Consider the following 26,400-nt stretch of genomic DNA (forward strand, 5'->3'; position numbering starts at 1 on the left):
ATAAAATATTATTTAAATGAAATGCCTGTATGGGCACAATTAATCGATAGACAATTACAAATTGAATACAGAACGTAAAAATAACCAATTCAAATCAGGAACGATTATGATGGGTTATTTTTTTTGACATCGTATCGTGTCCATAACCTCAAAAAATTCGATAACACCGGCGAAGACATGGAGGATCTGATCTCCATTGGTACCATCGGATTGATCAAAGCCATTGAGAGCTACCGTCCGAACAAGGGCACAAAGCTTGCCACTTTCGCGGCCCGATGTATCGAGAATGAGATATTGATGCACCTGCGTTCGCTGAAAAAAACACGGAAAGACGTGTCTCTCCACGATCCGATTGGGACAGACAAAGAGGGGAACGAGATCACTTTGATTGATATCCTTGGCTCGGAAACGGATGATGTGATTAAAGAAGTGGATTTGAAGATTGAGAAAAGTAAGATATATCGAAACCTCGATATTCTCGATGAGCGGGAGAAGGAAGTCGTGGTCGGGCGGTTTGGGTTGGACACTGGCGGGGAAGAAAGGACGCAGCGGGAGATTGCGAAGGATCTGGGGATCTCACGGAGTTATGTTTCGCGGATAGAGAAAAGGGCGCTCATGAAGCTTTATCATGAGTTTTATAAGGCGAAGCGGTGAATATTAAAGCGACTTGTCTTCGGATGAGTCGCTTTTGATTTTAGGATGACCTGGAATAATTATGGCATACATAAATTGGGAGATTAATCCAAGAGATTGAGCTTCCCTCCATAACGTTATACTCGGTAAGTGGAGGAGCCGATCGTTCTCCAGACTTTTAGCTCTTTTAAAATACCCATTCGGACAACCAACCAGCCTAGGTTATAACCAGATTTCTGAAAATCCCGATCTCAAAAGTAAAAAAAACGCTTGAAAACTCAAGCGCTAGGTATATTTCATGATAAAATGGCGGCGAAATCCCTTAAAGCACTCAATTCCAGATATACTGCATCCGCGTATACCCGACATCCCATGCTTTCATGTCGCCCTCAATTGTGATCTTCAGTTCATCTCCCGGTTCAAGCGGAATTTCGGATAACCCCGGGAACAAATCAGGATTAGTACGCTGCACTTCTCCAGAATAGTTCAAGATCTCTCTGCCGTCCAGGGTAGCCCGGATGTCTCCGGAATAATCCGTTGGTTCGGGGTTTCCGTAATGGAAGGAGAAAATCGTCTGTCCTTCAGACTTGTACGTGAACGTTCTGGAATCTCCGCCTTCAGCGCCATATAGGTTATAGCGGAGCGGTATCTTCTGTCCGTTGATTTGAATACTGTCCGGTTTGTCTCCGGTGGATAAATGGCCCGAGTTGTCCGTCCATTCAGTGATCGCCACAAACGGACCCTCTACTTTAGTTATTATTTTGTCTACCGCCGCCCCTAATCCCCATAAAGCTATAAAAAGAACCATACCCGATATAGCTGTTGCCACCAGATTGCGCCCGAGGCTCCGGTAACGGAAACCAAGCTTGTACGCCCCAAAACCGAGGGCTGCTCCAATCGAATTCTGAAGAGCGTCGTTGATATCGAAGCTGCCCAGGAATGTAAAGGCCTGGATCGTTTCCAGCACAAGAATCGCGATGAAGAATAATGTGATGAACCGGACGAAGCTGACACGGTACAGCCATGGAATCAATATACCAAAAGGAATAAACGCAATAGTGTTTCCGAAACCCACCATACTCATGAGGCTGGGATGCAGAAGATCAGCTGGAGACGGCAAACTAATGAAGTTCTCGGGCATAAAAATAAAGGTATATCTGGAAATGTTATCTGAAGTCTCTCCTCTGCCGAAAGCAAAGAACATAAAATAAAGAACAAGCAATGTGTACAATACGGTTACCGTTAGTAAAATCTTGCGTTGTTTGACCATTGTTAGCTCCTCCACTCTATTTTTCCACTTATTACTATATCCTACTTAAGGATTTCATGAAACCCCACCCCTTAGCTTGATTAACTTGACTTGCCCAAAATCATCGCTTGAATTTTAAAAGGACTATCTCTTCCATTTCCCCCTCTCATCGTGTATAATGCCAATTAATTGAATAAATATAACTAGGGGAGTCCAATGAGTTGGGCTGAGAATGAAACGCAATGAAGTTTCTTGACCCTTGGGACCTGATCTGGCTCATACCAGCGTGGGGAAGTTAAAGAATAACCAAGCACATTACTTCTGCTTACATTAGCCGGGTTCATTTCTTTATGAACTCGGCTTTTTAATGTATTTTATTGGTAATGGACATGCTGTGTGGTTCCAGATCTCTCCCTTTCACAACTAATAATTAGTCAAAGGAGAGATTTTTTTTATGTCGAGATCCTCATTAAACGAAAACAACATTTCCTTCATGTCCAATTTTCCTGGCAGTAAAAAGGTGTATGTCGAAGGAACAAGGCCTGAAATTAGAGTCCCCATGCGCGAAATTGAGTTAAGTTCTACATCCAGTACATTTGGTGAAGAAGAAAATCTTCCTGTTCGTGTCTATGATACAAGCGGCCCTTATACGGATCCAAATTACACTGTAGATATTACTAAAGGCATCCCTGCCGTACGCAGTACATGGATTCAAGAACGCGGAGACGTTGAAGAGTATGGTGGACGGAAAGTTAAGCCTGAAGATAATGGTTATAAAGACAACAACAATCCCCGTGCTAATGTTAATGTCTTTCCTCGATCCGATCGAAAACCGTTAAGGGCAAAGAAAGGAAGCAATGTCTCACAGCTCCATTATGCCAAAAAAGGAATTATTACTCCGGAAATGGAGTTTATCGCTATCAGAGAAAATATGACCCCAGAGTTTGTTTGTGATGAAGTGGCAAGTGGACGTGCAATTATCCCGGCTAATATTAATCATCCCGAAATTGAGCCAATGATTATAGGACGTAACTTTCATGTGAAAATCAATGCTAATATTGGAAATTCTGCAGTTTCGTCCTCTATATCAGAGGAAGTTGAAAAAATGACATGGGCAACACGCTGGGGTGCTGATACGATAATGGATTTATCCACCGGCAAAAATATTCATACTACACGTGAGTGGATCATCCGCAACTCCTCTGTCCCTGTTGGAACAGTTCCCATTTATCAGGCGCTCGAAAAAGTAAATGGTGCAGCTGAAAATCTTACCTGGGAGGTTTACCGTGATACATTAATTGAGCAAGCCGAGCAGGGCGTAGATTATTTTACCATCCATGCTGGTGTTCTTTTGCGATACATCCCGTTAACAGCGAAACGTGTAACCGGAATTGTATCACGCGGAGGGGCTATAATGGCTCAGTGGTGCTTATATCATCATCAGGAAAATTTTCTGTATACGCATTTTGAAGAAATCTGCGAAATTATGAAGACCTATGATATTGCTTTTTCATTAGGAGATGGACTACGCCCGGGCTCGATTGCAGATGCAAACGATGAAGCGCAATTCGCTGAATTAGAAACACTTGGTGAGCTTACCGAGATTGCTTGGAAGCACGACGTCCAGGTCATGGTTGAGGGTCCAGGGCATGTTCCAATGCATCTTATTAAAGAAAATATGGACAGACAACTAGAAGCATGTAAAGAAGCGCCGTTTTATACCCTGGGACCGCTCACTACAGATATAGCACCTGGTTATGATCATATTACCTCTGCAATCGGTGCGGCCATGATTGGATGGTATGGAACAGCGATGTTGTGTTATGTCACTCCGAAAGAACATTTAGGGCTTCCTAATAAAAATGATGTTCGTGAAGGTGTCATTACGTATAAAATTGCAGCACATGCTGCAGACTTGGCTAAAGGCCATCCTGGCGCTCAAAAAAGAGACGATGCCTTATCCAAGGCGCGCTTCGAATTCCGCTGGAGGGATCAATTTAACTTATCGTTAGATCCTGAACGCGCCTTGGAATATCATGATGAAACTCTCCCGGTGGAAGGAGCGAAGACAGCGCATTTTTGTTCTATGTGTGGTCCTAAATTTTGCAGTATGAGAATTTCTCAAGATATTCGTAACTACGGCAAAATCCGAAGAATTTAAAAAATCTGGTGGACTTCTATATCAATAACTTAGCCTATTTAATAGTTTTCTCTCTTCCTGATAGCTACTCCATTATAATCACATGAGTTTTGTTTGCTTCATCAGGTGTTAGGCCTTCATTCTTGGCCGCGGGACGCTTTAATGTGACAGCCAGCAATATCCCGGCCACTGCAATGACGGCGAGTAATTGGTAGGTGTTGTGAAAGGCATGCGTCATCGCATTTGGCACTGGTGCCTCGCCATGGCTCGCATAATAATCGGTACGGCTGACAAGGAACGTTGTCAATCCTGCGATAGCGAAGGATGAAACGACCTGCTGGGCGGCACTTGTCAGTGAAGTGACTCTTCCGACCAGCTCCTTAGGCGCAGTTTGGATCAAATGTGTATTCAATGCGATGAAAGACATGCCGGAACCGAGTCCCAGCAGTATTCGCGGAAGCAGGAAAGTCCACGAGCTGTCGCTTGGGTCGATCATAGAGAACATATAGGCGCCAGCCGTTATGAGAATCAAGCCTCCGACCACCAGAGGGCGTGCGCCGGCCCGGTCGAATAAACGTCCGCTGAACGGCATCATGATACCGGAAGCAATGGCCTGGGGCAACGACCAGAAGCCTGCTTCAAAAGCACTCATTCCCATAAGCCGCTGCATGAAATACGGAACGGCGAAAATCATGCCGAACAAAGCAAGCTGTAAAACCCATTGTACCAGAATCCCAAGGGTAAATTGTCTGGAACGAAAAACCCTCAGCTCGAGCAACGCCACCGGAACATCCTTTTGCTCTTTGCTCGACAACGACGGCGCATTAAAGGAATAGTCTGGAAGCAGCGAAATGACACCGCCTTTTCCTTTGCTGCTGTTGCTGTATACGGGAACGCCAATACCATCAGATAGGGTATGCGGTCCAGACGCTGAACAAGATTCGTGAAATGAGATATTTCGGCACGAACGTAGAACGCCAGACGAACATCGGCGGTATTTCGCTTGCCATGCTTGTCCACGTATGGGGAGCACCGAACAAGTCGGCCACATTCAAAACCGGAAAACAAACTCAGAAAAAAGTGACTTATGTTCGCGGCAGCTTCCAGTTGGAGTTTATTTTCAATAACCCGACAGATCTGGACCACATTAACCTGACGCACAAGGGGTAAGGGGTTCTGGTTTCTGATCAAGCAGAAAAGTATACAAGAAGCGGCTCATCTCCGGATGAGCCGCTTCTTGTTATTAAGTTATCAGATGCTGCTCTTACTCATTCAAAAACTCAGGTAATGTTTCTAACCGTTTGTCTTTCCACAATGGAATGAGCACAGATTTGACTCTGGGCGATTTCCCCTGATTCAATCATATCAATCAGCTTCCCGGAAGCGATCATTCCAATGTCATGAAGCGGCTGCCTCACTGTAGTCAATGGCGGATTAACCATCCGGGCTAACCGGAGATCGTCGTATCCCATGATGGAGATGTCCTCGGGTACGTTCAGGCCATGCTGTGTAGCCGTGGAAAGAGCACCGATTGCCATCTCGTCACTGGCGGCAAATACAGCGGTTACCTCCGGTGCTTTCTGTAATATTGACTTCATGGCTCTGCCGCCGCTTTCATACATGAAGTCTCCATAGAATAGATACCTGCTGTTAAAAGCAATGCCGTGAGCTTCCAGCGCTTTACGGTATCCTTCGATTCTTGGCGTCCCAGCGATGGGATCGCCCTTGGTTCCACTGATCATGGCAATTCTGCGGTGCCCTTTGGTGACCATATAATCCACTGCATCATAGGCAGCCTGAAAATCATCAATCTTAACGTAAGGCATATTGGGGAAATCGGTCTGGGAAGAGATCAGCACCACCGGCACTCTCATGTCTTCCAGCAGGTCATAGTACTCTTTCTTGAGGACTTCACTGGAGAAAAGAATCCCGTCAACCTGCTTCTCGCGCAGAAGCTGCAGATACTTTAGTGTGCGTTTGCCGTCCTGATCGGTGTTACAGACCACTACACTGTAATTGTGGTTATGAACGAACTCGTCGATTCCATGCAAGAGTTCGGAAGAGAAGGCACTCGACACATCAGGAAACAACACGCCGATGGTTTGGGTACGCTTGTTAATCAGTCCCCGGGCGATTGCATTCGGCTGATACTTCAGCTCTTTAATGGTCCGGTCAACCTTTTGCTTCGTTTTATCGGAATAGCCGCCCAGGTTATGCAGCACTCGCGAGACTGTGGCGATGGAAACATTCGCCTTCTGGGCAACGTCTTTAATCGTGGGATTCATGTAATCTCCTGCCTATCGGTTAGCGGTATGTTAACTAAAATAAAGTAAACGTTTACGAAGAATATAAGTCCTAACATATATTTTGTCAATAACGTTCATGTGTTAGAAAAGTAAGCATTGACAAGAAAAAATAAACGGGATACTTTATAGTAAGCGTTTACGTATTGCGAATTTCAAGCGGAGAGTGATGAAATGCTTCGAATCGGCAATAAATCTTTTTCGGACAGGGCAGGGGATATCTCAGTAAAAGATAATTTTTACCCATTTAAGTAAACGTTTACGTTACCCTGACATCCTTTCTGAAAGCTGTAACACTTTAAAAGCTGTACCTCTTTAAAAGCCAACATCCGTATCCAGTCTTGGCAGCATTGTGTTCAAAATTATGAGTATGAAGGAGCGGTCTTATGGTCAGGAAACAAACTGTTCTGTATCTCTGTTTAATGCTGTTGCTTGTTCAAACGGTTACATCAGGCTATACCCGGAGTGGAACGGCTCAGGCGGAGCCGGCAGGTGAGGTGAATCCAAAAATACTAAAGATGGTGCCCTCAAAGGCCCGCTTCGCTCCGGGTGAGGCCGCAGAACTGATCTTGACCCTGGATCAATCTGCCGATTGGAGCGGCAAGCTGCATTTGCAGATTTATCAGCTGAATACGCTGGTCGCTGAAGGCAGCAAAGCTCTGACGGTTCTGCAGGAAGGAAGCAACAAGCTTACAGTGGGCTGGACACCTCCGGCTGAGGATTTCCGTGGGTATACGGCAAAAGCTTGGATCGAGGGAGCTGTACCAACGGACTATGCAACTGCAGCCATCGATGTTTCAAGTGATTGGACGCATTTCCCAAGATACGGATATGTAGCGGATTTCCCGCAGGAAACGGCGGAAGAGAGTGACTCCAAGCTCAGAGAATTGTCTCAGGACTACTACATTAATGCCTACCAGTTCTATGACTGGATGTGGCGTCATGATGTTTCGGTGTATTCCAAGACCGATGAGAATGGACAGCCGCTGACAGATGCGGATGGAAACTTTATCGATGAAGATATTAATGCAGATACGCACTACCTGGATCTGTTGGGCCGTTCGCTGTATCCCTTGAGTGTTAAGCAGCAGGTAGAGGCCGCCCAGAAATACGGCTCTGCAGCTATGGCCTATCAGATGAATTATGCGGCGCGTGAGAACTATGAAGATTTTGGCGTCAGCCCGGAGTGGGGACTTTATAACAGTGCTCAGCTTGACCTAAATAATCCGCAAAAAGACCAAAACGGCTATACCTTTGATGTGAACGGGAAGACAACCTCTCTGTTCCTGCAAGACCCGGGCAACAAATTCTGGCAGGATTATATCACCAGACAATTTGACCGTTCTATTAACACCTTTGGGTTCGACGGCATCCACCTGGACCAATGGGGAGCAAATGACAATAATTTTCTGTATGACTATAACGGCAACAAACGTTACTATTCTCTCGATTATGGCCAGCTGATTAACTCGGTTAAGGACTCTTTGCTTGCAAATAATCCCGATAAGAGCAAGGTTACATTCAATATGGTGGGAGGCAATACCGAATATAGCGCTGTTCCTAATCCGGATACGAAAACCGATTTCGACTACAGTGAGATTTGGCAGGACCGCAACCATTACCGCGATATCCAGAAGGTTGTGGAAGATACCCAGGAGAAAGACGGCGGCAAAGCAATGGTTATTGCCGGCTATATGAACTATAAGGAGGCTACAGGTCTGCCGACCCGGGGGACGGAAGCGCTGGATGTTCCGGTAACGCTGGATTACCAGTCCCGGATCACCAAAGCTTACGGTTGGGTAGGCAACTTTGGACGCAAAGATACGGATGCGGTGACGTTTACAGTAAATGCACCCGCAGACGGTCTGTATACGCTTGTTCTCAATTACGGGCAGGGCAATGGCTCCGGTGCTCCGGAAGGCAAGCTGATTGTTAACGATGAAATTGCTGCGGCAGCCATCCCCTTTGAAGCCAATACGGGATGGGGGAACCCGACTGCGCAAGCTACAGTGGCAGCAACGCTGAAGAAGGGTGAAAATTCAGTTAAACTCACGCTGAACACCAATAACCAGTGGCTTAATCTCGCGAGCCTGGAGGTGCAGGGCCAAGGGATTAACGAACGCTACGAGGCGGTAGATGCCAAGCTGGATACTGTAATTGTGGATCAGTACAGCAATGTGTATTATTTTGATACCGCAGGCGATTACGTGAAGTTCCAGGTGAACGTTCCTGCTGAAGGAGATTATCCGCTTGGATTCAGCTTTGCTTCGGATTGGCAGGCGGTGAAACGTGAGCTGCTTGTTAATGATGTGCCTCAGGGAGAGGTTACATTTGCCGGTGTGGGAACATGGGATAAGTTCTCCGTGATGAACAATCTGCAGACTGTTCATCTGAAGGAAGGCGATAACACGATAACCCTGAAATCCTCTACAAATGATCTGGGTATCAAGCTCCAATATATGACTGTCGGCACACAGAAATACTACACGCTGTATGCGGATATCCCGCAAACCAACAGCATGAATTACAGTGAGAGCAAGACGGATAATTTCGGACAGACCGGGCAGACGGTCACCTATAATGTATATGCAGACCGTCCGCTGGACAAGATTACGGTCCTGTATCATGGAGAGAATGATCCTGTAATGTCGGTACTGGTGGACGGGGAGCCGGCTCCGCAGGCGCAGAATATTACGTTCCCCAAAACAGCCGGCGGCTGGAGCGGTACCATGCAGCCCCTTGAAGTGTCAGTCCCGCTCCAGAAGGGATACCAGAAGGTTACGCTGAAGATGGAATCCAGCGGACAATATACCAATGTTGGCGGGATTATGGCCGGAGGGTTCGAATACAGTACCGGCGGAGCTGAAGTGGCAGGAGGAGTAGTTCCTATAACCGGGTATGCCTCCGATTTCAATAATGTCAATGACCGCTTGGCTTTTACAGTAAATACAATGCAGTCAGGCCTCTATGATCTCGGCTGGATTTATCAAAATGATGCCCAGGGAGCAGTGACCGTCAGCCGCAGCGTATATGTTAACAATGACGCGGGAACTCCAGTAAACTTTGCGCCAACCACCGGCTCCCGCTGGGAAGAAGCGGCAGTTAAAGGCATCCCGCTGGCAGAAGGTGAAAACACCATTGTTATTAAAATGCCGGAAGGCCAGGACAGCGGGATCAGGCTGGATAAGCTGAACATTACCTTATCCGGTGACCCGGACGCTGTAACCCGCAGCTATGAAGCTGAAAGTACAAACACGGAATCGCCGTTCTCACTCTATAAGGATACCGTACTGAATTTTGGCGAAGCCGGCCAGCAGGTAACCTATCCGGTGAACATCCCTCAATCGGGGGAGCAAAGTCTGATCTTCACATATTCCAATCCGGGCGGTTTAACGACCCGTTCAGTTTATATTGACGGTGTGCGCGCTAAGGATGAACATGGCAAGGAGCTGAAGATCGGATTGGATAGCACAGAGAGTAGTGAGAAGTACAGCGGGGACGGCTATGTGATTATTCCACACATGGAAGCGGGCATTCATACCGTTACCCTTCGTATGGAAGCGGACGATATCGCCGGAACGATCCAGCTGCGTGGGGTAACGGCGGGTTATTTCAACGAGCCGTCTGTACGGCTGATGGATGCCGGGCTGGCATCGATGGGTGCTACTCATATTGAACTGGGAACAGCCGAGCAGCAATCGGAAGGCCCGAACATGCTGGCCCATGAATATTATCCGAACCGCAGCAAAAAAATGCTGGCCTCCACCAAGGAATCCATGCAGGAATATTATAAATTTAATGCAGCCTATGAAAACCTGCTATTCGGCAGCACAGCCGATTCATTGGCAATGGTTTCCGTAGAGGCTGATGGCGGTAAGCTGGCAATAAGCAAAGACGGAACGGAGAATACAATTTGGGCAACCGCCCGAAAAAATGACACGAATCCAGGCTTTGAACGGTATGACGTACTGCATCTGATCAATTTGTTTAACAATGACAGTAACTGGAGAAATGCAGCCAATGAGCCGGCGGTCCTCCACTCCTTGGAAGTATCATACGATATCGGGATTACGCAGAAAGAAGCACCGAAACTGAAGGTCTATGCCGCTACGCCTGACGCCGGGCACGGCCTGTCACAAGAGCTGGAGTATTCCTGGGATGGTGACAAGCTGCTGATTAAACTGTCTTCTCTGCAGTATTGGACAATGATTTATATCGACAAAGACCCGGAGACAGTAACAGTACAGCCTATCTTCAGCAGTGAAGAACCCGGTCTTCCAACCGAGGCACCGGCAGTAACCGCTGCGCCAACACCAGCAGCTACTGCTGTGCCGGGATCAACGGGAAGCACTGCCTCGAATACGGCTACGCCAACTCCGGCAGCAGCAGAAAGGGAGGCCCTTGTCGTGCAGGCTGAGGACCTAAACGTGGCGGCCGATGGGAATATCACTATTGCGGTCAATGAGGAGAAGTACAATCGGATGCTCATTCCGGTTTCTGCTATAGAGGGATTACAAGGAGGTAACCTGCTGCTTCAAGGCAATAGGTTCACCCTGCATTTCATGCAGGACCATGTTCTTCAGCTTCTTGAAGCGAACAAAGGGAAACTGACAGCCGAGTCGAACATTCAGATTACATTTCACAAGCTCGAGCCAAAGGATGCTTTTCTTCCGGATGTGAAGCCTTGGATCTCAGCAGGACCCGTCTATGAATTTGAATTCGGAGTGACGACGGCAAACGAAGGCGTATCCAGACTGGATTCCTTTAGAAGCCCGGTGCAGCTCACCTTGAAGCTTGACGAACTTGGTGGAGAAGGAGAGCTTAAGGATTTGCTGGGTATCTATTCTTTCCAGGAACCGCTCAAGAAGTGGGAGTATGTCAGCAGCAGAGCAGATTCAGCGGCACAGCAAATCAGCGCGGAGCTGTATTACTTCAGCCGGTATACCGTCTTTGCTTACGACAAAACATTTAATGATGTGCCAGTGGAGCATTGGGCGTTCAAGGCCATTCATACCTTAACGGCAAAGCATGTGATAAGTGGAGTAACAGAGAATACCTTCGTTCCTTCGGCGAAGATCACACGCGCACAGTTTGCAGCCTTATTGGTCAGAGCGCTTCAAATGAGTGCTGACCGTCCCGTTCCGTTTACGGATGTTGCTGCAGACAGCTGGTTTGCGGAGGATATTGCTGCTGCATATCAGGCAGGCTTGATTACCGGCAGAAGCAGGGAACGATTTGCGCCTAATGAACCGATAACCCGCCAGGAGATGGCAGTGATGCTGGCAGGCGCATTTAAAAAGGCTGGCGGCACCGACCGGTTAGAGGAATCAACATTAGCCTTCCGGGACAGCAAAGAGATTTCAGCCTGGGCACAAGCGGCGGTTCAGATTGTACAATCTGCCGGATTGATGAAAGGTTATACCAATGGGACCTTTTTACCTGCAGCTAATGCAACCCGGGCAGAAGCGGCACAAGCCATAGCGTATTTGTTAGAATAGAGCAACAGTAGTTTACTCATGCCGTTCTAGGGTCACCGAGGTGGCCCTTTGAGTCAGCTTCCATTTAAAAGCCCCACTTTGTGGGGTTATTTTACGTCAGGTCACAGAAAGGATGCATTATGAAAAACAGGAAAAATTCCCTGGGTGTAAGGCTTGTTCAATTATTTGCCGCTATAACGGTTCCTCTGCTCACTGTACTTTTTGCAGGGGGATACTATGCCAAGCAAAATGTTCTGGATCAGGTTTCCAGATCTTATCAGAACCTGGTGAGCTCCAATCTGCAAATGATGGAGAGCAGTCTCGGGGATATTACGATTAATCTGGTGGATATTGTTGATCATGATGAGAACTTTCTTGAGCTGACTTCCCCGGGGCTGAGTGATTCCGAATATTTTTTCGCGCGCATGGGACTTATGCAACGAAATCAAGCCTATCAGGCCTATTATCACAGCGTGGACATGTTCTATCTGTACTCCAGCGTCAACGATACACTGACATTATCCAATGTGCTGGGAACGACAGAAGATTATATGGATGAAGTCCGGGCATCGATTACAGAGACGGTTCATAACAGAGATCAATTAGAATCGCTCCAATATAAATGGACCCTCGTCAAGATCGCAGGGGATTACTATCTAAACCGGATAGCCGGCAATGATCTGGGCAGTCCTGCCTATATTGGCGCACTTATCCGAATCGACTCCTTACGTTCGCCGCTGGGCAATCTGAATCTGCAATCCGGCGGAGATGTGCTTATCGTGGATAATGACGGGAATATCTTGACCAGTCCTTCAGAAGCATTGGATTACGATTTCAAGCTGCCGCGTGAGGAGCTGAGCCGGAATGCTTCGTTTTCTTTCTCACATGCAGGCGTCAAATTATTCGTTGTGTCCAGCCAGTCAGCGGCTCTGGGAATCAATCTTTCCGTGGTCATCCCCGCCTCAGAGCTGCTTCAAGGCTTGAATATTTTCCAGATGATTATTAATGTGCTCCCCTTTTTTATTTTGATCATTTTACTGGTCTACTTGTATTATTTTCGCCGCATGGTTATCCGTCCGATTCTGGATTTACTTGGGGGAATCCACCGGATAAGAAAAGGTTCTATGGAGACCCAGCTTCCGTCTTCCAACCTGTTAGAGTTTCAAGCACTGAATCAGGCATTTAATTCTATGGTTGTTGAAATACAAGATTTAAAAATTGATGTATATGAGGAACGGTTACATGTGCAAAAAGCAGAGATGAAGCATCTGCAGATGCAAATTAATCCGCACTTTTTTCTAAACACGCTCAATATTGTATTTCAGCTTGCCGACCTGCAGCGTTATGAACTGGTGAAAAAGACGGTGCGGCATCTGGTGCAATATTTCCGCTTTATGCTTCAGGTGAAGGAGAACAGCATAACTTTAGGACAAGAAATGGAGCATCTTAACAATTATCTTGAAATACAAAAGATGCGCTATCAGCAGTCTTTCGATTTCCGGATTACTGTAGCCGAAGATCTTAGAAGCGCCGTTATACCGTCCTTGATCATACAGCCCTTTGTAGAAAACGCCATGCTTCATGGCATAAGTTTAAAAACAGAGAAGTTCTGTCTGAACATCTCGGCAGTCCGCTCTGAAGAAGAGAATGATACCATGATTGTTGATATTTCGGACAACGGAAAAGGCAGCAGTACCCAAAAACTGCAGGAATTAAATGCTCTTGATTACACGCCCGGAACTGAGGAAGGTCATATCGGGATCTGGAATGTGAAACAGAGGCTGACAATGCGCTATAACGGGCGTGCCGGCATTCACTTTAGCGGGAATGAGCCGTCCGGATTCCGGGTGCGCATGATCCTACCCATTGAATATGCAGAAGGAGAACGATAAGCTATGCGATTATTGATTGTGGATGATGAACAATTTGCTGTAGAGGGCCTTCTCTACTGCTGTAACTGGAACGAGGCTGGAATTGAAGAGGTTGTGACGGCTAATAGAGCAGACAGAGCCAGAGAAATAATAAATGAAAAAAAGATTGATTTGCTGATATGCGATATTGAAATGCCCGATGAAGACGGGCTTTCGCTGGTTGGCTGGGTGAAAGAACACTCTCCCTGGACGGAAACGATCTTTCTGACCTGTCATTCCGAATTTTCCTATGCCAAAAGAGCAGTTAACCTCGGGAGCTTTGATTATCTGCTCAAGCCTGTGGATACAGATGAACTGTTGTCTGCCGTATCGGGGATGATTGCAGCTGTCCGTGAGAAAGAAGAGTACGAGTCTTACAATAAAATGTACCATAAGTATCTGAATCTGTGGCAGCAAGAGAAGCCGAAGCGTGTGGAGCGTTTCTGGCAGGATTTGTTGTCCCGCAGCATTCTGTCTTTTGGAGATTTTTTCGAACGGGAGCTGGCAGGCGCCGGCGTGGGGTTAGAGCCTGCTGATCTGGTGTTGCCGATCCTGATCAGTATTGAAAATTGGAATAAACCCTTAAGCCCGCGAGATCAGGAAATTATGGAATATGCCGTAAAAAAAGCGGCGGCAGAATTCTTCACAGAGGAGTACCAGGGTGAGGCCGTTACGGATAAAAACGGGGTTTTATTCATTCTGCTGTATGCTAAAGGCAGGGAAGCAGGAGGGCGGCAAGCCGGGAAGCCTGGCATTCAGCAGCTCACAGCTGCCGGACAGCATTTTATTAAGGCATGCCACGATATGTTCTACAGCATAGTAACCTGTTATGTCGGTTCATTCAAATCCCTTCAAGAGCTGCCGGGCATGTGCGAGAGCTTAAAAACAATGGAGCGTGACAACATTTCCCGGACACAATCGGTGCTGATATACATCCCTCAAGACCAAGGGCCGCTGTCCTCGGAGTCGGAAGGTATAGAGCTCGATGATTTAATTGCTTATATGCTAACCGGAAAACGTGAGTCTGCTGTGCAGTTTATCCATAACCTGACTGATAAATTGCAGGCTGATCCATGCTTTCAGGGGAGACATTTGGACGCATTGCACCAGGATACGCTGCAGATTATATATCACTTCCTGCAGGTCAGAGGCATTAATGCGGGCAGTATAGCCAAGTTTACAGATTGGACAACCGCCCGCATCCGGGGACTGCTTCAATACAGGCATTGGGCAGAAGGAATGGTATCAGCCGTCATGGAAGCGGAGTTTGAACGGCAGGAAAAAGGGGGCGTGATTGAGCGGTCCATCCGCTACATTCAGCACAATGTAGAAGAAGAGATTTCCAGAGATATTGTCGCTGATTATGTGGGATTGAATCCGGCGTATCTCTCCAGGCTATTCAAAAAAGAAACAGGCCAAAGTCTCATCGATTTCCTGATTTCCGTTAAGATGAACCGTACCCGCGAGCTGCTGGATACTACGGATCTGCCGGTCAGCGCGATAGCGCAACAGGTAGGATACAGTAACTTTTCACATTTTACTAAGATGTTCCGCAAGCAGTTTGATGTCAATCCCCAGGAATACCGTAAAGTCACAAAACGAATAGACTGAGGTTATAAAAACGGCAGAGCAGCGGCAGGCAACTTCTTATAATGAAGGCATAACCCAATAAGAAGGTGTGGAACTATGGCTTCGGAAAAAGGATTGAAACGGAAAGGCTTTTGGAAGTACAGGGCCTTGATTGTTCTGGCACTGCCTGGTGTGCTGCTGATGTTAATCAATAATTATCTTCCCATGTTTGGGATTTTTCTGGCCTTTAAGGATCTGAATTATACGGACGGGATCTGGGGGAGCAAGTGGATCGGACTAGATAATTTCAAGTTTCTGTTTGCTTCCAACGACGCGTGGCTGATCATCAGAAATACGTTGCTGTATAACATCAGCTTTTTAGTAATCAATACAATACTGGCTGTGCTGCTGGCCCTTATGCTTAATGAGGTCAAAAATAAAATCGCGTCCAAGTTCTTCCAGAGTACGGTGATCCTGCCCAATTTTATATCCATGGTCATTGTCGGCTATATTGTTTACGGGTTTTTAAATCCGGAACTGGGCTTCGTCAATAAATTCATCCTGGAGCCCTTCGGGCTCGAGCCTAATAACTGGTATGCGGAAGCGCAGCATTGGCCTTACATTTTGACCATTGTAAACACCTGGAAGGGTGTGGGTTATTCGGCAGTGGTTTACTTGGCAGCGATTGTCGGAATTGACTCCGAATATTATGAAGCTGCTGTTATTGACGGGGCAAGCCGCTGGAAGCAAATGACGAAAATTACAATCCCGTTGATTGCTCCGATCATTATCATCATGACCTTGCTGGCGATCGGCCGGATTTTCAACGCTGATTTCGGTCTGTTTTATCAGGCGACAATGGCATCCGGCATGATTAAAGAGACAACGGAAGTTATCGATACCTATGTATACAATGCATTATTGGTCACCGGCGATACGGGACTTGCCTCCTCGGCAGGACTGCTGCAATCCGTTGTCGGCTTCACACTTGTCGTGACTGTCAACCTGATTGTCCGTAAAGTCAGCAAAGAAAATGCCCTATTCTAAAAGGAGATCAATATGAATTCAAAAAGAACCAATCCCGTCATCATTATTGTTCTGACCTTGTTTAGCCTGGCGTGCCTGATCCCGTTCTGGCTGGTGCTTATGATATCACTTGCTGACGAAGACTGGGTAACTGTTCATGGATACAGCTTCTGGCCGGGCAAATTCAGCCTTGTCGCTTATCAGTATTTAATTGAAGATGCCGAGAAAATATTGCGGGCCTATGGTGTGTCTGCGCTGGTAACAATCATCGGTGTGGTGGTCAGCTTGTTCGTGACTTCGGCAATGGCCTATGCGTTATCAAGGAAAGAGTTTCCGCTCAGGGGGGCTCTGAGCTTCTACATTCTGATTACGATGCTGTTTTCCGGTGGCTTGCTGCCCTGGTATCTTGTATACACCCGCTTTTTACATGTTCAGGATACTTTAATGGCTCTAATCATCCCTGGCCTGATCGGCGGCTTCAACGTTATCATCATGCGGACCTTCTTTACAAACAGTATTCCGCCTTCCCTGATTGATTCGTCGCAGATTGACGGTGCAGGAGAATTCCGTACCTACTTCAGCATTATTCTGCCGCTGTCCCTGCCTGTTATGGCGACAATCGGGCTGTTCACCACTGTATCCTACTGGAATGACTGGTTTACAAGCCTGGTCTTCATCCAGAATGAGAAGCTGTTCTCTCTGCAGTATTTGCTGACCAAGACCTTAATGAACGCTTCGTTCCTGCAGACGATCGCCAATAAGGCCTATAGCTCCACCGCCCAGGTTACGACACCGCTTGAATCTATCCGCATGGCGATGGCAATGATTGCGATCGGTCCGCTGGTGCTGGTGTTCCCGTTCCTGCAAAAGTATTTTGTAAAGGGTCTTACCGTAGGTGCTGTAAAGGGCTGATCCCGGCAGTATGCCGGATTAGTATATGCTAGCAAAGGTTTTAGAGGAGAATAGAAGAATTTCAGGGAGGTCTACTATTTATGAAGTGGTCAAAAAAGAGTTCTGCTGTGCTGGCAGCGTTGCTGCTGACTTCAGTTGTAGCAGCCGGGTGCGGCGGAAATAATGCAGCCAATTCACCAGCGGGTTCAGCTCAGCCGGAAGGGGCAGCCAGCACGGGGCTCAAGCCTTACGAGGTTGTAATGGTCTTCCCCGATGCGCCGCAAAAAGACAATCAGCTGGTTCAGGATGCGATGAATGAGTATCTGAAGCAGACCTATCCGGAATTGAACATGACGGTCAAGCTGAATCCCATTGATTGGGGGGCTTGGAGTGATAAAACGAATCTGATGATGGCTTCCGGTGACAAGATGGACCTGCTGTTTACGGCGGATTGGCTCGGCTTCCAGCAGCAGGTTACCAAAGGGGGGCTGCTGCCGCTTGATGATTTGCTCGCCAAGTACGGTCCTGATATCGAAGCTGTAGAGAAGGATTATCACGAACCGGCCAAACGCGACGGCAAGCTGTACGGTATTCATACTCACCAGGAGCTGGGCGGCACGCAAGGTGTTTACTTGAACAAAGAGCTTGTGGACAAATACAGCTTTGATCTGACTGCACTGAAGTCCGGTAAAGTCGAGGACCTGGAGCCTATGCTCCAAACCATCAAGGAGAACGAACCGGGGGTTACGCCTTTGGTGGCACCAAGCTTTCCGCTCGAGGCTTACTACTCATCTACGAATCTGGACTCTATTGTAAGTATCGCTGCTATTAACACCGTAGGGACAGCGGCTGATGATTATACAGTCATCAATTCATTCACTACTCCCCGTTATATGGAGCTTGCCAAGCTGACCAATAAATGGTACAAGGCGGGATATATTAACAAGGATGCACTTACCCCCGGTTTAGATGCCTGGAAGAAAATGCAGGCCGGGAAAGGGTTCGCGTTTGTAGGTGATATGGACATTCTGGCTGATATGGAGATTGGTAAAGCTGCTATCTCACCGAATGGTTCGATCAAGGCAGGGCGTGAAATGCTGCAGATTCCTCTTAATATTGACCGTCTGCAGACCGGAAAGATGACAGCAACCATGTATGCGATTTCGAAAAGCTCAGAAGATCCGGAACGTGCTATGATGCTGCTTAACCTCTTTTATAAAGACAAGGAATTGCTGACCCTCTTTAACTTTGGAATTGAAGGGAAGCATTATGTGCTGCAAGATGGCCAGATTGCCTTGCCGGAAGGTCAAACCACAGACAGCGTCGGCTATTATCATGATATTATGTGGCAAATAGGCAATCAGATGCTTAACTACACCCGTGTAGGAGAAGACCCGGATAAATACCAGAACTATGAAAAATTCAATGAACACATTTCTTCAAACCCTTCCCGGATTTTCGGGTTTGTGTTTGATCCGGAGCCGGTAAAAAATGAACTGATCTCAATCGACAATGCCAATAAAACCTTTGTGGACGGGCTGAAGTCCGGTCAATTGGACCCGGAAGAGGTTGTGCCTAAAATGCTGGAGAAACAAAAGGCAGCGGGAGCCGATAAGGTGATTGCAGAAGCACAAAAACAGCTTGATGCCTGGCTTCAGGAAAACGGGAAGAAATAGAACGAATCGGTCTGACAAAGGGGCATAATCCTTCGGTTATGTCTCTTTTCATTTCTGGTCTATAGTTATAGATAAATAGAACAATAGGAGTGGTTGCATTGAGTAATACGAAATGGTGGCAGACAGCGGTTATCTACCAGATTTACCCCAGAAGTTTTCAGGATAGTGACGGGGACGGAATCGGCGATCTCCGGGGAATTATCAACAGATTAGACTATCTCGGTCAGCTTGGTATCACTGCGATCTGGCTTAGCCCCGTTTATAAGTCGCCAAATGATGATAACGGCTATGACATTAGTGATTATAAGGATATTATGAGCGAATTCGGAACCATGAAGGATATGGATGAATTAATTGAACAAGCCAGGAACCGCAACATCCGGATTATTATGGATCTGGTTGTCAATCATACTTCGGATGAGCATCCATGGTTTATTGAAGCCCGCAAGGGAAAAGACAATCCGTACCGGGACTACTATATTTGGCGTGATCCGGTGAACGGCGGAGTTCCCAATTCCCTTCGTTCAACATTCAGCGGTTCGGCCTGGGAGCTTGATGAAGCGAGCGGCCAGTACTTTCTGCACTTGTTCAGCCGCAGACAGCCGGACCTGAATTGGGAGAATAGCAAAGTGCGGCAAGAGGTATGGGCCATGATGAATTTCTGGCTGGATAAAGGGGTCGGAGGATTCCGTATGGATGTGATTGATCTGGTTGGTAAAATACCGGATCAGGAGATTACAGGAAACGGGCCGAAGCTGCATGAATATCTTCAGGAAATGAACCGGGAGACGTTTGGCAAACATGATGTTCTGACCGTGGGAGAGACTTGGGGGGCTACACCGGAAGCGGCGAAGCTTTATTCCAATCCGGACCGGAACGAGCTGTCAATGGTATTCCAGTTTGAACATATCGGTCTGGATCAGCAGGAAGGCGGAGAAAAGTGGGATTTGAAGCCGCTTGCTGTAAATGAATTAAAGCAGGTACTGGCAAAATGGCAGACGGAGCTGGGGAACGAAGGCTGGAATAGCCTGTTCTGGAACAATCATGACTTGCCGAGAATTGTATCCCGTTGGGGGGATGACAGGCAGTACCGTGTGCAGAGCGCGAAGATGTTCGCCATTCTGCTGCATCTAATGAAGGGCACGCCTTACATTTACCAAGGCGAAGAGCTCGGAATGACTAATTATCCGGTGCAAGAGATCAGCGAAGTGCAGGATATAGAGAGCATTAATATGTATCATGAACGGCTTGCAGGCGGCTACACCAGAGAAGAGATTATCCATTCCATTAATGCCAAGGGCAGAGATAATGCCCGGACACCGATTCAATGGGATGCTAGCCCTAACGGAGGATTCACAACCGGAAAACCATGGCTGCCTGTAAATCCGAATTATACAGAAATTAACATGAAGGCGAACCTAGAGGATCCGGATTCAGTGTTCCACTGCTACCGGAAATTAATCGAACTGCGAAAGAACAATCCGATCGTTGTATGGGGTGATTTTGAACTGGTGACGGGTGTGCCGGATCAAGTGTTCATGTATTTCCGCCGGTACGAAGGCCAGACCTGGCTGGTCACTGCCAATTTCAGCAGGGAGGCCGTGGCGCTGAAACTGCCAGGGATAGGTCAGGCCGGAGAACTTATCATCGCGAACTATTCCAGAGAAGATGTAGATTTCAGTCAATTACAATTGCAGCCGTACGAGGCATTCGCCGTTAAACTATAGTAGGCTTTAACCGCCGGCCGTGGCAACATCGGGTACACCTGATGCTGCCACGGTTTTGTTCTTTAATGGGATTCTGTTACCTGGCCCCGTATCTCTTTGTAATACTGTGAGGGTGTAACTCCAACAATCTTCTTAAACACTTTACTGAAATAAAAAGGGTCATCCAAACCAGTCAAATAGCCGATTTCACCAAACGGCAGATGCGTGGCTTCAATCAGCTCTTTCGCATGATTGATCCTTACGCGGTTGACATAACGCATGATGCTCTGACCTGTCAGCTTGGTGAAGACGCGGTTCAGATAGTCGTAATTGCAGTCAAATTCATGGGCGATCTCCTGCCCGGTAATTTTGTCTGTATAATGCTCGTGAATATAGTCCAGCAGGGCATGGACTTTAATCAAGGGCTTGGTATTGCTGCCCTCCTGATCTTGAAGTGCAGCAATGAAATGCTCGCGTGACACCTCAATAAGCCATTCGGTAAATTTCAGAGCGGTTAGTCCGCGGTTGAAATATTTTCTCCTATATAACATTAGCATTTCATTCATTGCTTGAAAAGAGAGAGACAGAACGTTTTTGGACAAATTGAAGTGTTTCGGAAAATGACAGATGAAATCGCTTCCTTCAGTTTGCTGCGTCTCCTCCTCCAGAATAAAGCGCCTGGCCATCGTCAGCAAATCCCCCTCCAGAGCAAAGCTTATATCCTGATGTTCAAAATGAATAAAGTAGTAATCGCAGACATGTTTTTCTGTTCCTTCATGCTCTATATTCGGCTCCAGTATTAGGATGTCTCCCTTTTTTAGATTATAATGAGTTCCGTTCTCTGTAAGATGAAGTTCTCCGCTTTTGATGAAATAGAGCACATACTCGTTTGTTGTTCTTTTAAAATGAATCCAGGGCTGCTTGTAGGAAACGAATCCCATCAGTTTGATTCTCGGCAGCATTTCGGTATTAATAGCAAACAAATTTACGCCTCCTTAAGGCAAGTGAAAAGTAGTTTTTATACAAAAAGGGTATCTTTCCGCCATGTTCGTTTATTCTAGCACAAACTATACTTTAATTGTGTTACAAACGATATTAATAAGAGGCAGGGTGGTGCAGTTGGCAAAACTGAAAGTCGGTGTAATTGGTCTTGGAGGAATATCAGACATGCATATTTCCGGTCTTCTGGCGAATGATGAAGCGGTCTTGTGGTCGATTTGTGATTGTGAGGAGGAAGTGCTGGCAAGCCGGGGGGAGCAATATAAGATCCCGGAATCAAGAAGGTACTTGAATTATACAGAAATGCTGGCAGACCCGGAGCTTGAGGCTGTGAGTATTGGTACGCCCAACTACAACCATTATGAAATTGCCTGTGAGGCCATCAAGCAGCAAAAGCCGTTTGCTCTGGAGAAGCCGGTGACGCTGGATGCACGGGAAGCTGCCGCACTGCGTGACCTGCTGACTGAGACGGACTTACCGCATATGATCTGTTTCAGTTACCGGTACAAGCCAGCGGTAAGATATGCAAAATGGCTGATCGATCAAGGGAAGCTAGGCGAAATTAAACATGTTTACGGCCAGTATTTGCAAGGCTGGGGGCTGAATAAGCAGATTCCGCTGGTCTGGAGGTTCCGCAAGGAGCTGTCCGGCTCGGGCGCACTTGGAGATCTGGGTTCGCATTTGCTCGATCTTCAGCGTTTTCTTGTAGGCAATGTAGAACGGGTAATGGCAGATGCCGGAACGATTACCAAGGAGCGGCCTTTGCTTGACGGTGAAGGTAAGGGTGAAGTGGATGTTGATGATTTCTGTCATGTGCTTGCCAGGGTTGAGGGAGGTGTCTCGTCCACAATGTCCATCTCCAGATTTGCATTCGGCCGCGGAAACTTTCAGCAGTTAGAAATCTTCGGGGAACGGGGAGCAGTGCTGTATAACCTGGAGGAAGAGGATGCTCTATACGTTAAATTAGCTGAAGATGGTGATGAGATATTCAGGAAAATAGAGATTCCTGCAGTATTTCAGGTGGATCAAATGACAGCCTTTATTAATCTGGTAAGTGGACAAGGCGACGGATACGACGCCACAATGGAAGACGGCTATGTAAACCAGCATACGATTGATTCAATCCTAGTCTCATTAAAAGAACAACGGTGGATTTTCATATAACAAGGGGGAAATATCATGTCTACAATCAAAGTTACAGTCTGGAACGAGTATCGTCACGAAAGACATAATGAAGAGGTTAAAGCTGTATACCCGGAAGGTATTCATACGGTGCTGGCCAACTATCTGAACACACAAGAAGATATGGAGGTGCGTACTGCAGTTCTGGATGAACCGGAGCATGGATTGACCAGTGAAGTGCTGGAGCAAACGGACGTACTTCTATGGTGGGGGCATTTGGCGCATGAGGAAGTAAGTGATGAAATTGTGCAAAGGGTGCGGAAAAAGGTATTAAACGGGATGGGATTAATCGTTCTTCACTCTGGACATAATTCGAAAATATTCCATGCTTTAATGGGTACCAATACAGGCGCCTTAAAGTGGCGTGATGACGGCGAGAAGGAGCGGATCTGGGTAATTGAACCGGGCCATCCAATCGCCAAGGGGCTTGGAGAGTATATTGAGATTCCAAAGGAAGAAATGTATGGCGAGCGTTTTGAGATTCCCGCACCGGATGAGCTTATCTTTATTTCCTGGTTCGAAGGCGGAGAAGTGTTCCGCAGCGGCTGCTGCTACAAGCGCGGACAGGGCAACATCTTTTACTTTAGACCCGGGCATGAGACTTTTCCGGTCTACCATCAGCCAGAGGTTCTTCAAGTTATCAGTAACAGCGTCCGGTGGGCAGCCAAAAGCAGCCTTGCCAAAGTCTCATACGGGCGCGTAGCGCCACTTGAGCTGATTCCTTAAAATACCATCTCCATAGGCACCATTAGGGCTGGTTAAGGCAACTACGGGCTATCGCCCGAATAAGGGAACGAAGCCCGCCGCAGCCCGACCAGACTTATATATATTTGTTTATATTCAGATAGCCTGCCGGTGTAACACTATACTTATACACCGGTCTGCCTATAGAACCGTAGCTAAGCTCCATTTCAAGGATTCCGGCATCGGTCAAAAAAGCCAAATATTTGCGGATTGAAATCCGCGAAATGGGAATCCGGGTGCTGATATCTTCTGTTGAAAATAGGGGACTTTCAAGCTGAATAATCGTATTCCAAATGTTTTCAAGTGTGCTTTCGGCAAGTCCTTTAGGGATGGTTAGAGGAGCAGGGGAGGGCTCCTCCTCGGCCCCCAATGAATAACGCAACAGCTTATCAAGCTGCTCCTGGCTAAGATTCTCCGTATGCATCAGGTAGAATTCTTGCTGATAGGCCTTCAGAGCAGCTTGAAAACGGGCAAACTCAAAGGGCTTGATTAAGTAATCAACAGCCCCGTTCTGCAGCGCTTTGCGGATCGTTGCATTGTCGCTGGCTGCTGATATCACAATAATATCGGTCTTGCTTCCTTGCTCCCTTATGGATGAGAGGAGCTGGAGTCCACTGGTATGAGGCATATAAATATCCAGCAGGATAAGGTCTACTTCTTGGTGCATCAGCATCTTTACAGCCTCATCACCCGATGCAGCACAACCTGCATACTCGAAGCCTTTCATTTGCTCCAGATAATGGCGGTTGAACTTCGCTACCATCGGATCATCCTCAACGATCAGTACTTTTATGTTCATTCGCTATATTCATCCTTTCCACCATAGGGGACATGGACTATAAATGTGGTTCCAACGTTATCAGCAGCAGTTACGTGAAGTTGTCCTTGCAGTTTGTCTACACTTTTACTAAACAGATATAAACCAATCCCCCGGTGCTCTCCCTTGGTAGAGAAGCCCTGGACAAAGATCTGCTCCTGCAGTGCCACAGGTATTCCCGGGCCGTTGTCACTAACCTCGCATGTTAGATGATTATCTTTATAGTGAAAAGCCAATTCAATTCGCTTCTTCTTCCCGTGCTCACACGATACTTCCAGCGAATCTAATGCATTATCCAGTAAATTACCAGTGATGGTGATTAACTCATGAATAACATGCGGATCAGAAGACTCGGGCAGATAGCTGTCCTCTGTAAGCAGTAACTCAATCCCCGTTTCGCGCGCCCGGCTTAATTTACCGAGAATGAATCCAGCCATGACCGGGTCTTTAATCTGTTTTGTTATCGATCCGATCTCTTTTTGATAGTTGCCCACAGTTCCTAAAATATATTGTTGAAGATCATCATAGAGTCCCATATGTGTCATGCCCATAATAACATGCAGTTTATTCATGAACTCATGGGCACCTGCTCTTAGAGCATCTGCGTATACAGAGATACCGGATAACCGTTCAGCCAGAACAGCAAGTTCTGTCTTGTCCCGAAAAGTAATGATAGCCCCGACTATTTCACCGTTAACACGTACCGGCAGACTGCTTATAAGCAGCGATATGCCTCCCAGTTCCAGCTCCTGATCCTGATTTCCTTCACCGCTGGCTAGAATGCGTTCTAGCTGCAGCTCCGGCCAAAAATCGGCAATCATCCGGTTTATTAAAGAACCTGTAATACCGGACTCTTTTAAAAGCCTCTGCGCCTCTGCGTTAATAATGGTAGTGCGTGCTTCCTGATCAACGGCAATGATTCCTTCACGGATCGACTCCAGCATAGCACTGCGTTCTTGCAGTAGTTTGGAAATGTCCACCGGCTCCATACCAAAGATCATTTTCTTAATCCGATCTGCTAAGATAAAGGCGCCCCCTGCTCCAAGGAATGCTCCAGATAACAGGATGGCAATAATCGTCCATTCATTTAGCCGGACCAGGCGCTCAACCCTATCTAAGGAAAGACCAGCGATAACAGCTCCTAGCTGATGACCTCTTCCATCATAGACAGGAACGAATCCCCGCAATGAAGTGCCCAAGGGTCCCGCTCCTTCCGAGATGCTTTCATGTCCGGCTAGAGCCAATTCCTGCCCGCCCCCTGCAAAGGGGTATCCGACAAAGGAGGGATCAGCATGTGAGTACCGGATACTATTCATATCTATTACCACCACAAACATAATATCGTTACGGCGGGTAATCTTGGAGGTGTAAGCTTGAATCTCCTTGTTGTTCCCAGCCTTTAGCCCCTCGGAAATCATTGGCATAAGAGCGATTGTCCGGGCAATCGTAATCGCCTTGTCCTCCAGTGCATGCCGGGTCTGCGGAATGATCTGATTGCGGAAAATAATATATAAGACAAGAAGCACCAAAATTACAACGGCAGATACCATGATTGCTACCGTTGTTCTAAGACCATATCTTTTTCCTTTGGCCAATAGTATATTTCCTCCTGTTACGTTCTTTGAAATAGTAGAAATGAGTTGAACAAGCCTAGCTCTTCTGTCAGGGACAGGAGTGCTAGGCTTATTGTCTTATAAATGTAAATGTAGATCCTCTATTGCTTTTTGGCTTGTTCCAAGGCTTGTGTTACCGCTTCTATTATACCGCCGCTGGAACCGGAAGCGCCTGAGAGGGCATCTACGCCTTCTGTGGTTTGCTTTTCTATAATCTCGGGGATCGTATTCTCTATAGCAGCATCAATCATTGCTTGTGTTTCCTTATGTTCTTGCACGGTAATGGCTTCGATTTTTTCATCCTTTATTTCGACAGCTACCTTAATGTCACTCTTTACCCCTTTACCCGTACCATCATAAGTTCCATCTACATACTGGCCTGAAGAAGAGCAGCCCGTCGAGATTATAGCTAAGGCTGCAAAAGCAGAAAGCAAAAGAACCTTTGTCCACTTATTCATATCCATT

General features: G+C 46.9%; 18 protein-coding genes, 1 pseudogene and 1 riboswitch. Of the genes and pseudogenes, 12 read left to right on the top strand and 7 right to left on the bottom strand.

The genetic code is table 11. The features are described from left to right. Nucleotides 1-87 precede the first annotated feature (87 nt). The gene (sigK, locus tag BLR64_RS20490; protein ID WP_244157794.1) at nt 88-654 is read left to right on the top strand and encodes an RNA polymerase sporulation sigma factor SigK; all 567 of its coding nucleotides are present in this window, start codon (nt 88-90) and stop codon (nt 652-654) included. Between the two features lie 310 nt (nt 655-964). Here sigK and BLR64_RS20495 read toward each other — a convergent pair whose 3' ends face one another. Continuing rightward, a complete protein-coding gene (locus tag BLR64_RS20495; protein ID WP_090716985.1) occupies nt 965-1,903 on the bottom strand; it encodes a VanZ family protein in 939 nt (312 codons plus the stop codon). Between the two features lie 174 nt (nt 1,904-2,077). Further along, nucleotides 2,078-2,192: riboswitch (TPP riboswitch) on the top strand. A gap of 144 nt (nt 2,193-2,336) precedes the next feature. Between BLR64_RS20495 and thiC the strand changes: the two are divergent. Continuing rightward, nucleotides 2,337-4,028 (top strand): annotated as a pseudogene (thiC, locus tag BLR64_RS20500) (phosphomethylpyrimidine synthase ThiC); the annotation flags it as partial. Between the two features lie 79 nt (nt 4,029-4,107). Here the strand turns inward: thiC and BLR64_RS20505 are convergent. Continuing rightward, on the bottom strand, nt 4,108-4,836 hold the full coding sequence (locus BLR64_RS20505) for an MFS transporter (protein ID WP_341833394.1): 729 nt from the start codon (nt 4,834-4,836) through the stop codon (nt 4,108-4,110). A gap of 95 nt (nt 4,837-4,931) precedes the next feature. Here BLR64_RS20505 and BLR64_RS20510 point away from each other — a divergent pair, with 95 nt between their 5' ends. Next, nucleotides 4,932-5,192 carry a DUF4309 domain-containing protein gene (locus BLR64_RS20510; protein WP_279615480.1) on the top strand — a complete coding sequence of 87 codons (261 nt, stop codon included), beginning with the start codon at nt 4,932-4,934 and terminating at the stop codon, nt 5,190-5,192. A 110-nt stretch (nt 5,193-5,302) separates the two neighbouring features. On the opposite strand, the gene BLR64_RS20515 is transcribed toward BLR64_RS20510, so the two are convergent. After that, a complete protein-coding gene (locus BLR64_RS20515) occupies nt 5,303-6,307 on the bottom strand; it encodes a LacI family DNA-binding transcriptional regulator (protein ID WP_090716989.1) in 1,005 nt (334 codons plus the stop codon). A 404-nt stretch (nt 6,308-6,711) separates the two neighbouring features. On the opposite strand from BLR64_RS20515, the gene BLR64_RS20520 reads away from it, so the two are divergent. From BLR64_RS20520 to BLR64_RS20550, 7 genes are all read left to right on the top strand, one after another. Next, entirely contained in the window at nt 6,712-11,823 is a 5,112-nt protein-coding gene (locus tag BLR64_RS20520; RefSeq protein ID WP_090716991.1) for a glycoside hydrolase family 66 protein, read from the top strand. 119 nt (nt 11,824-11,942) lie between these two features. Further along, complete coding sequence (locus tag BLR64_RS20525; RefSeq protein WP_090716992.1) at nt 11,943-13,694, top strand: cache domain-containing sensor histidine kinase; 1,752 nt, start codon at nt 11,943-11,945, stop codon at nt 13,692-13,694. 3 nt (nt 13,695-13,697) lie between these two features. Next, a complete protein-coding gene (locus BLR64_RS20530) occupies nt 13,698-15,323 on the top strand; it encodes a response regulator (protein WP_090716994.1) in 1,626 nt (541 codons plus the stop codon). A gap of 75 nt (nt 15,324-15,398) precedes the next feature. Beyond that, entirely contained in the window at nt 15,399-16,328 is a 930-nt protein-coding gene (locus BLR64_RS20535) for an ABC transporter permease (protein ID WP_090716996.1), read from the top strand. A 12-nt stretch (nt 16,329-16,340) separates the two neighbouring features. Further along, nucleotides 16,341-17,219, top strand: coding sequence for a carbohydrate ABC transporter permease (locus BLR64_RS20540; RefSeq protein WP_090716997.1), 879 nt, complete (start codon nt 16,341-16,343; stop codon nt 17,217-17,219). A gap of 80 nt (nt 17,220-17,299) precedes the next feature. Then, entirely contained in the window at nt 17,300-18,874 is a 1,575-nt protein-coding gene (locus tag BLR64_RS20545) for an ABC transporter substrate-binding protein (protein WP_090716999.1), read from the top strand. Between the two features lie 98 nt (nt 18,875-18,972). Beyond that, entirely contained in the window at nt 18,973-20,601 is a 1,629-nt protein-coding gene (locus BLR64_RS20550) for a glycoside hydrolase family 13 protein (protein ID WP_090717000.1), read from the top strand. 62 nt (nt 20,602-20,663) lie between these two features. On the opposite strand, the gene BLR64_RS20555 is transcribed toward BLR64_RS20550, so the two are convergent. After that, nucleotides 20,664-21,563, bottom strand: a complete 900-nt coding sequence (locus BLR64_RS20555; protein WP_090717002.1) for an AraC family transcriptional regulator — start codon at nt 21,561-21,563, stop codon at nt 20,664-20,666. Nucleotides 21,564-21,693: 130 nt separating this feature from the next. Here BLR64_RS20555 and BLR64_RS20560 point away from each other — a divergent pair, with 130 nt between their 5' ends. Next, nucleotides 21,694-22,743, top strand: coding sequence for a Gfo/Idh/MocA family protein (locus tag BLR64_RS20560; protein WP_244157790.1), 1,050 nt, complete (start codon nt 21,694-21,696; stop codon nt 22,741-22,743). Nucleotides 22,744-22,758: 15 nt separating this feature from the next. Beyond that, entirely contained in the window at nt 22,759-23,487 is a 729-nt protein-coding gene (locus BLR64_RS20565) for a ThuA domain-containing protein (RefSeq protein ID WP_090717006.1), read from the top strand. 94 nt (nt 23,488-23,581) lie between these two features. On the opposite strand, the gene BLR64_RS20570 is transcribed toward BLR64_RS20565, so the two are convergent. The 3 genes from BLR64_RS20570 to BLR64_RS30590 all read right to left on the bottom strand — a co-directional run bounded on the left by BLR64_RS20570 (nt 23,582) and on the right by BLR64_RS30590 (nt 26,393). Beyond that, on the bottom strand, nt 23,582-24,304 hold the full coding sequence (locus BLR64_RS20570) for a response regulator (RefSeq protein WP_090717008.1): 723 nt from the start codon (nt 24,302-24,304) through the stop codon (nt 23,582-23,584). Further along, nucleotides 24,301-25,917 carry a DcuS/MalK family sensor histidine kinase gene (gene dcuS, locus BLR64_RS20575; RefSeq protein WP_090717009.1) on the bottom strand — a complete coding sequence of 539 codons (1,617 nt, stop codon included), beginning with the start codon at nt 25,915-25,917 and terminating at the stop codon, nt 24,301-24,303. Before dcuS ends, BLR64_RS20570 begins: the two co-directional genes overlap by 4 nt. A gap of 119 nt (nt 25,918-26,036) precedes the next feature. Next, a complete protein-coding gene (locus tag BLR64_RS30590) occupies nt 26,037-26,393 on the bottom strand; it encodes an FMN-binding protein (protein ID WP_208607211.1) in 357 nt (118 codons plus the stop codon). Between the last annotated feature and the right edge of the window lie 7 nt (nt 26,394-26,400).

This window comes from Paenibacillus typhae (assembly GCF_900099765.1).
Taxonomy (GTDB): domain Bacteria; phylum Bacillota; class Bacilli; order Paenibacillales; family Paenibacillaceae; genus Paenibacillus_AQ; species Paenibacillus_AQ typhae.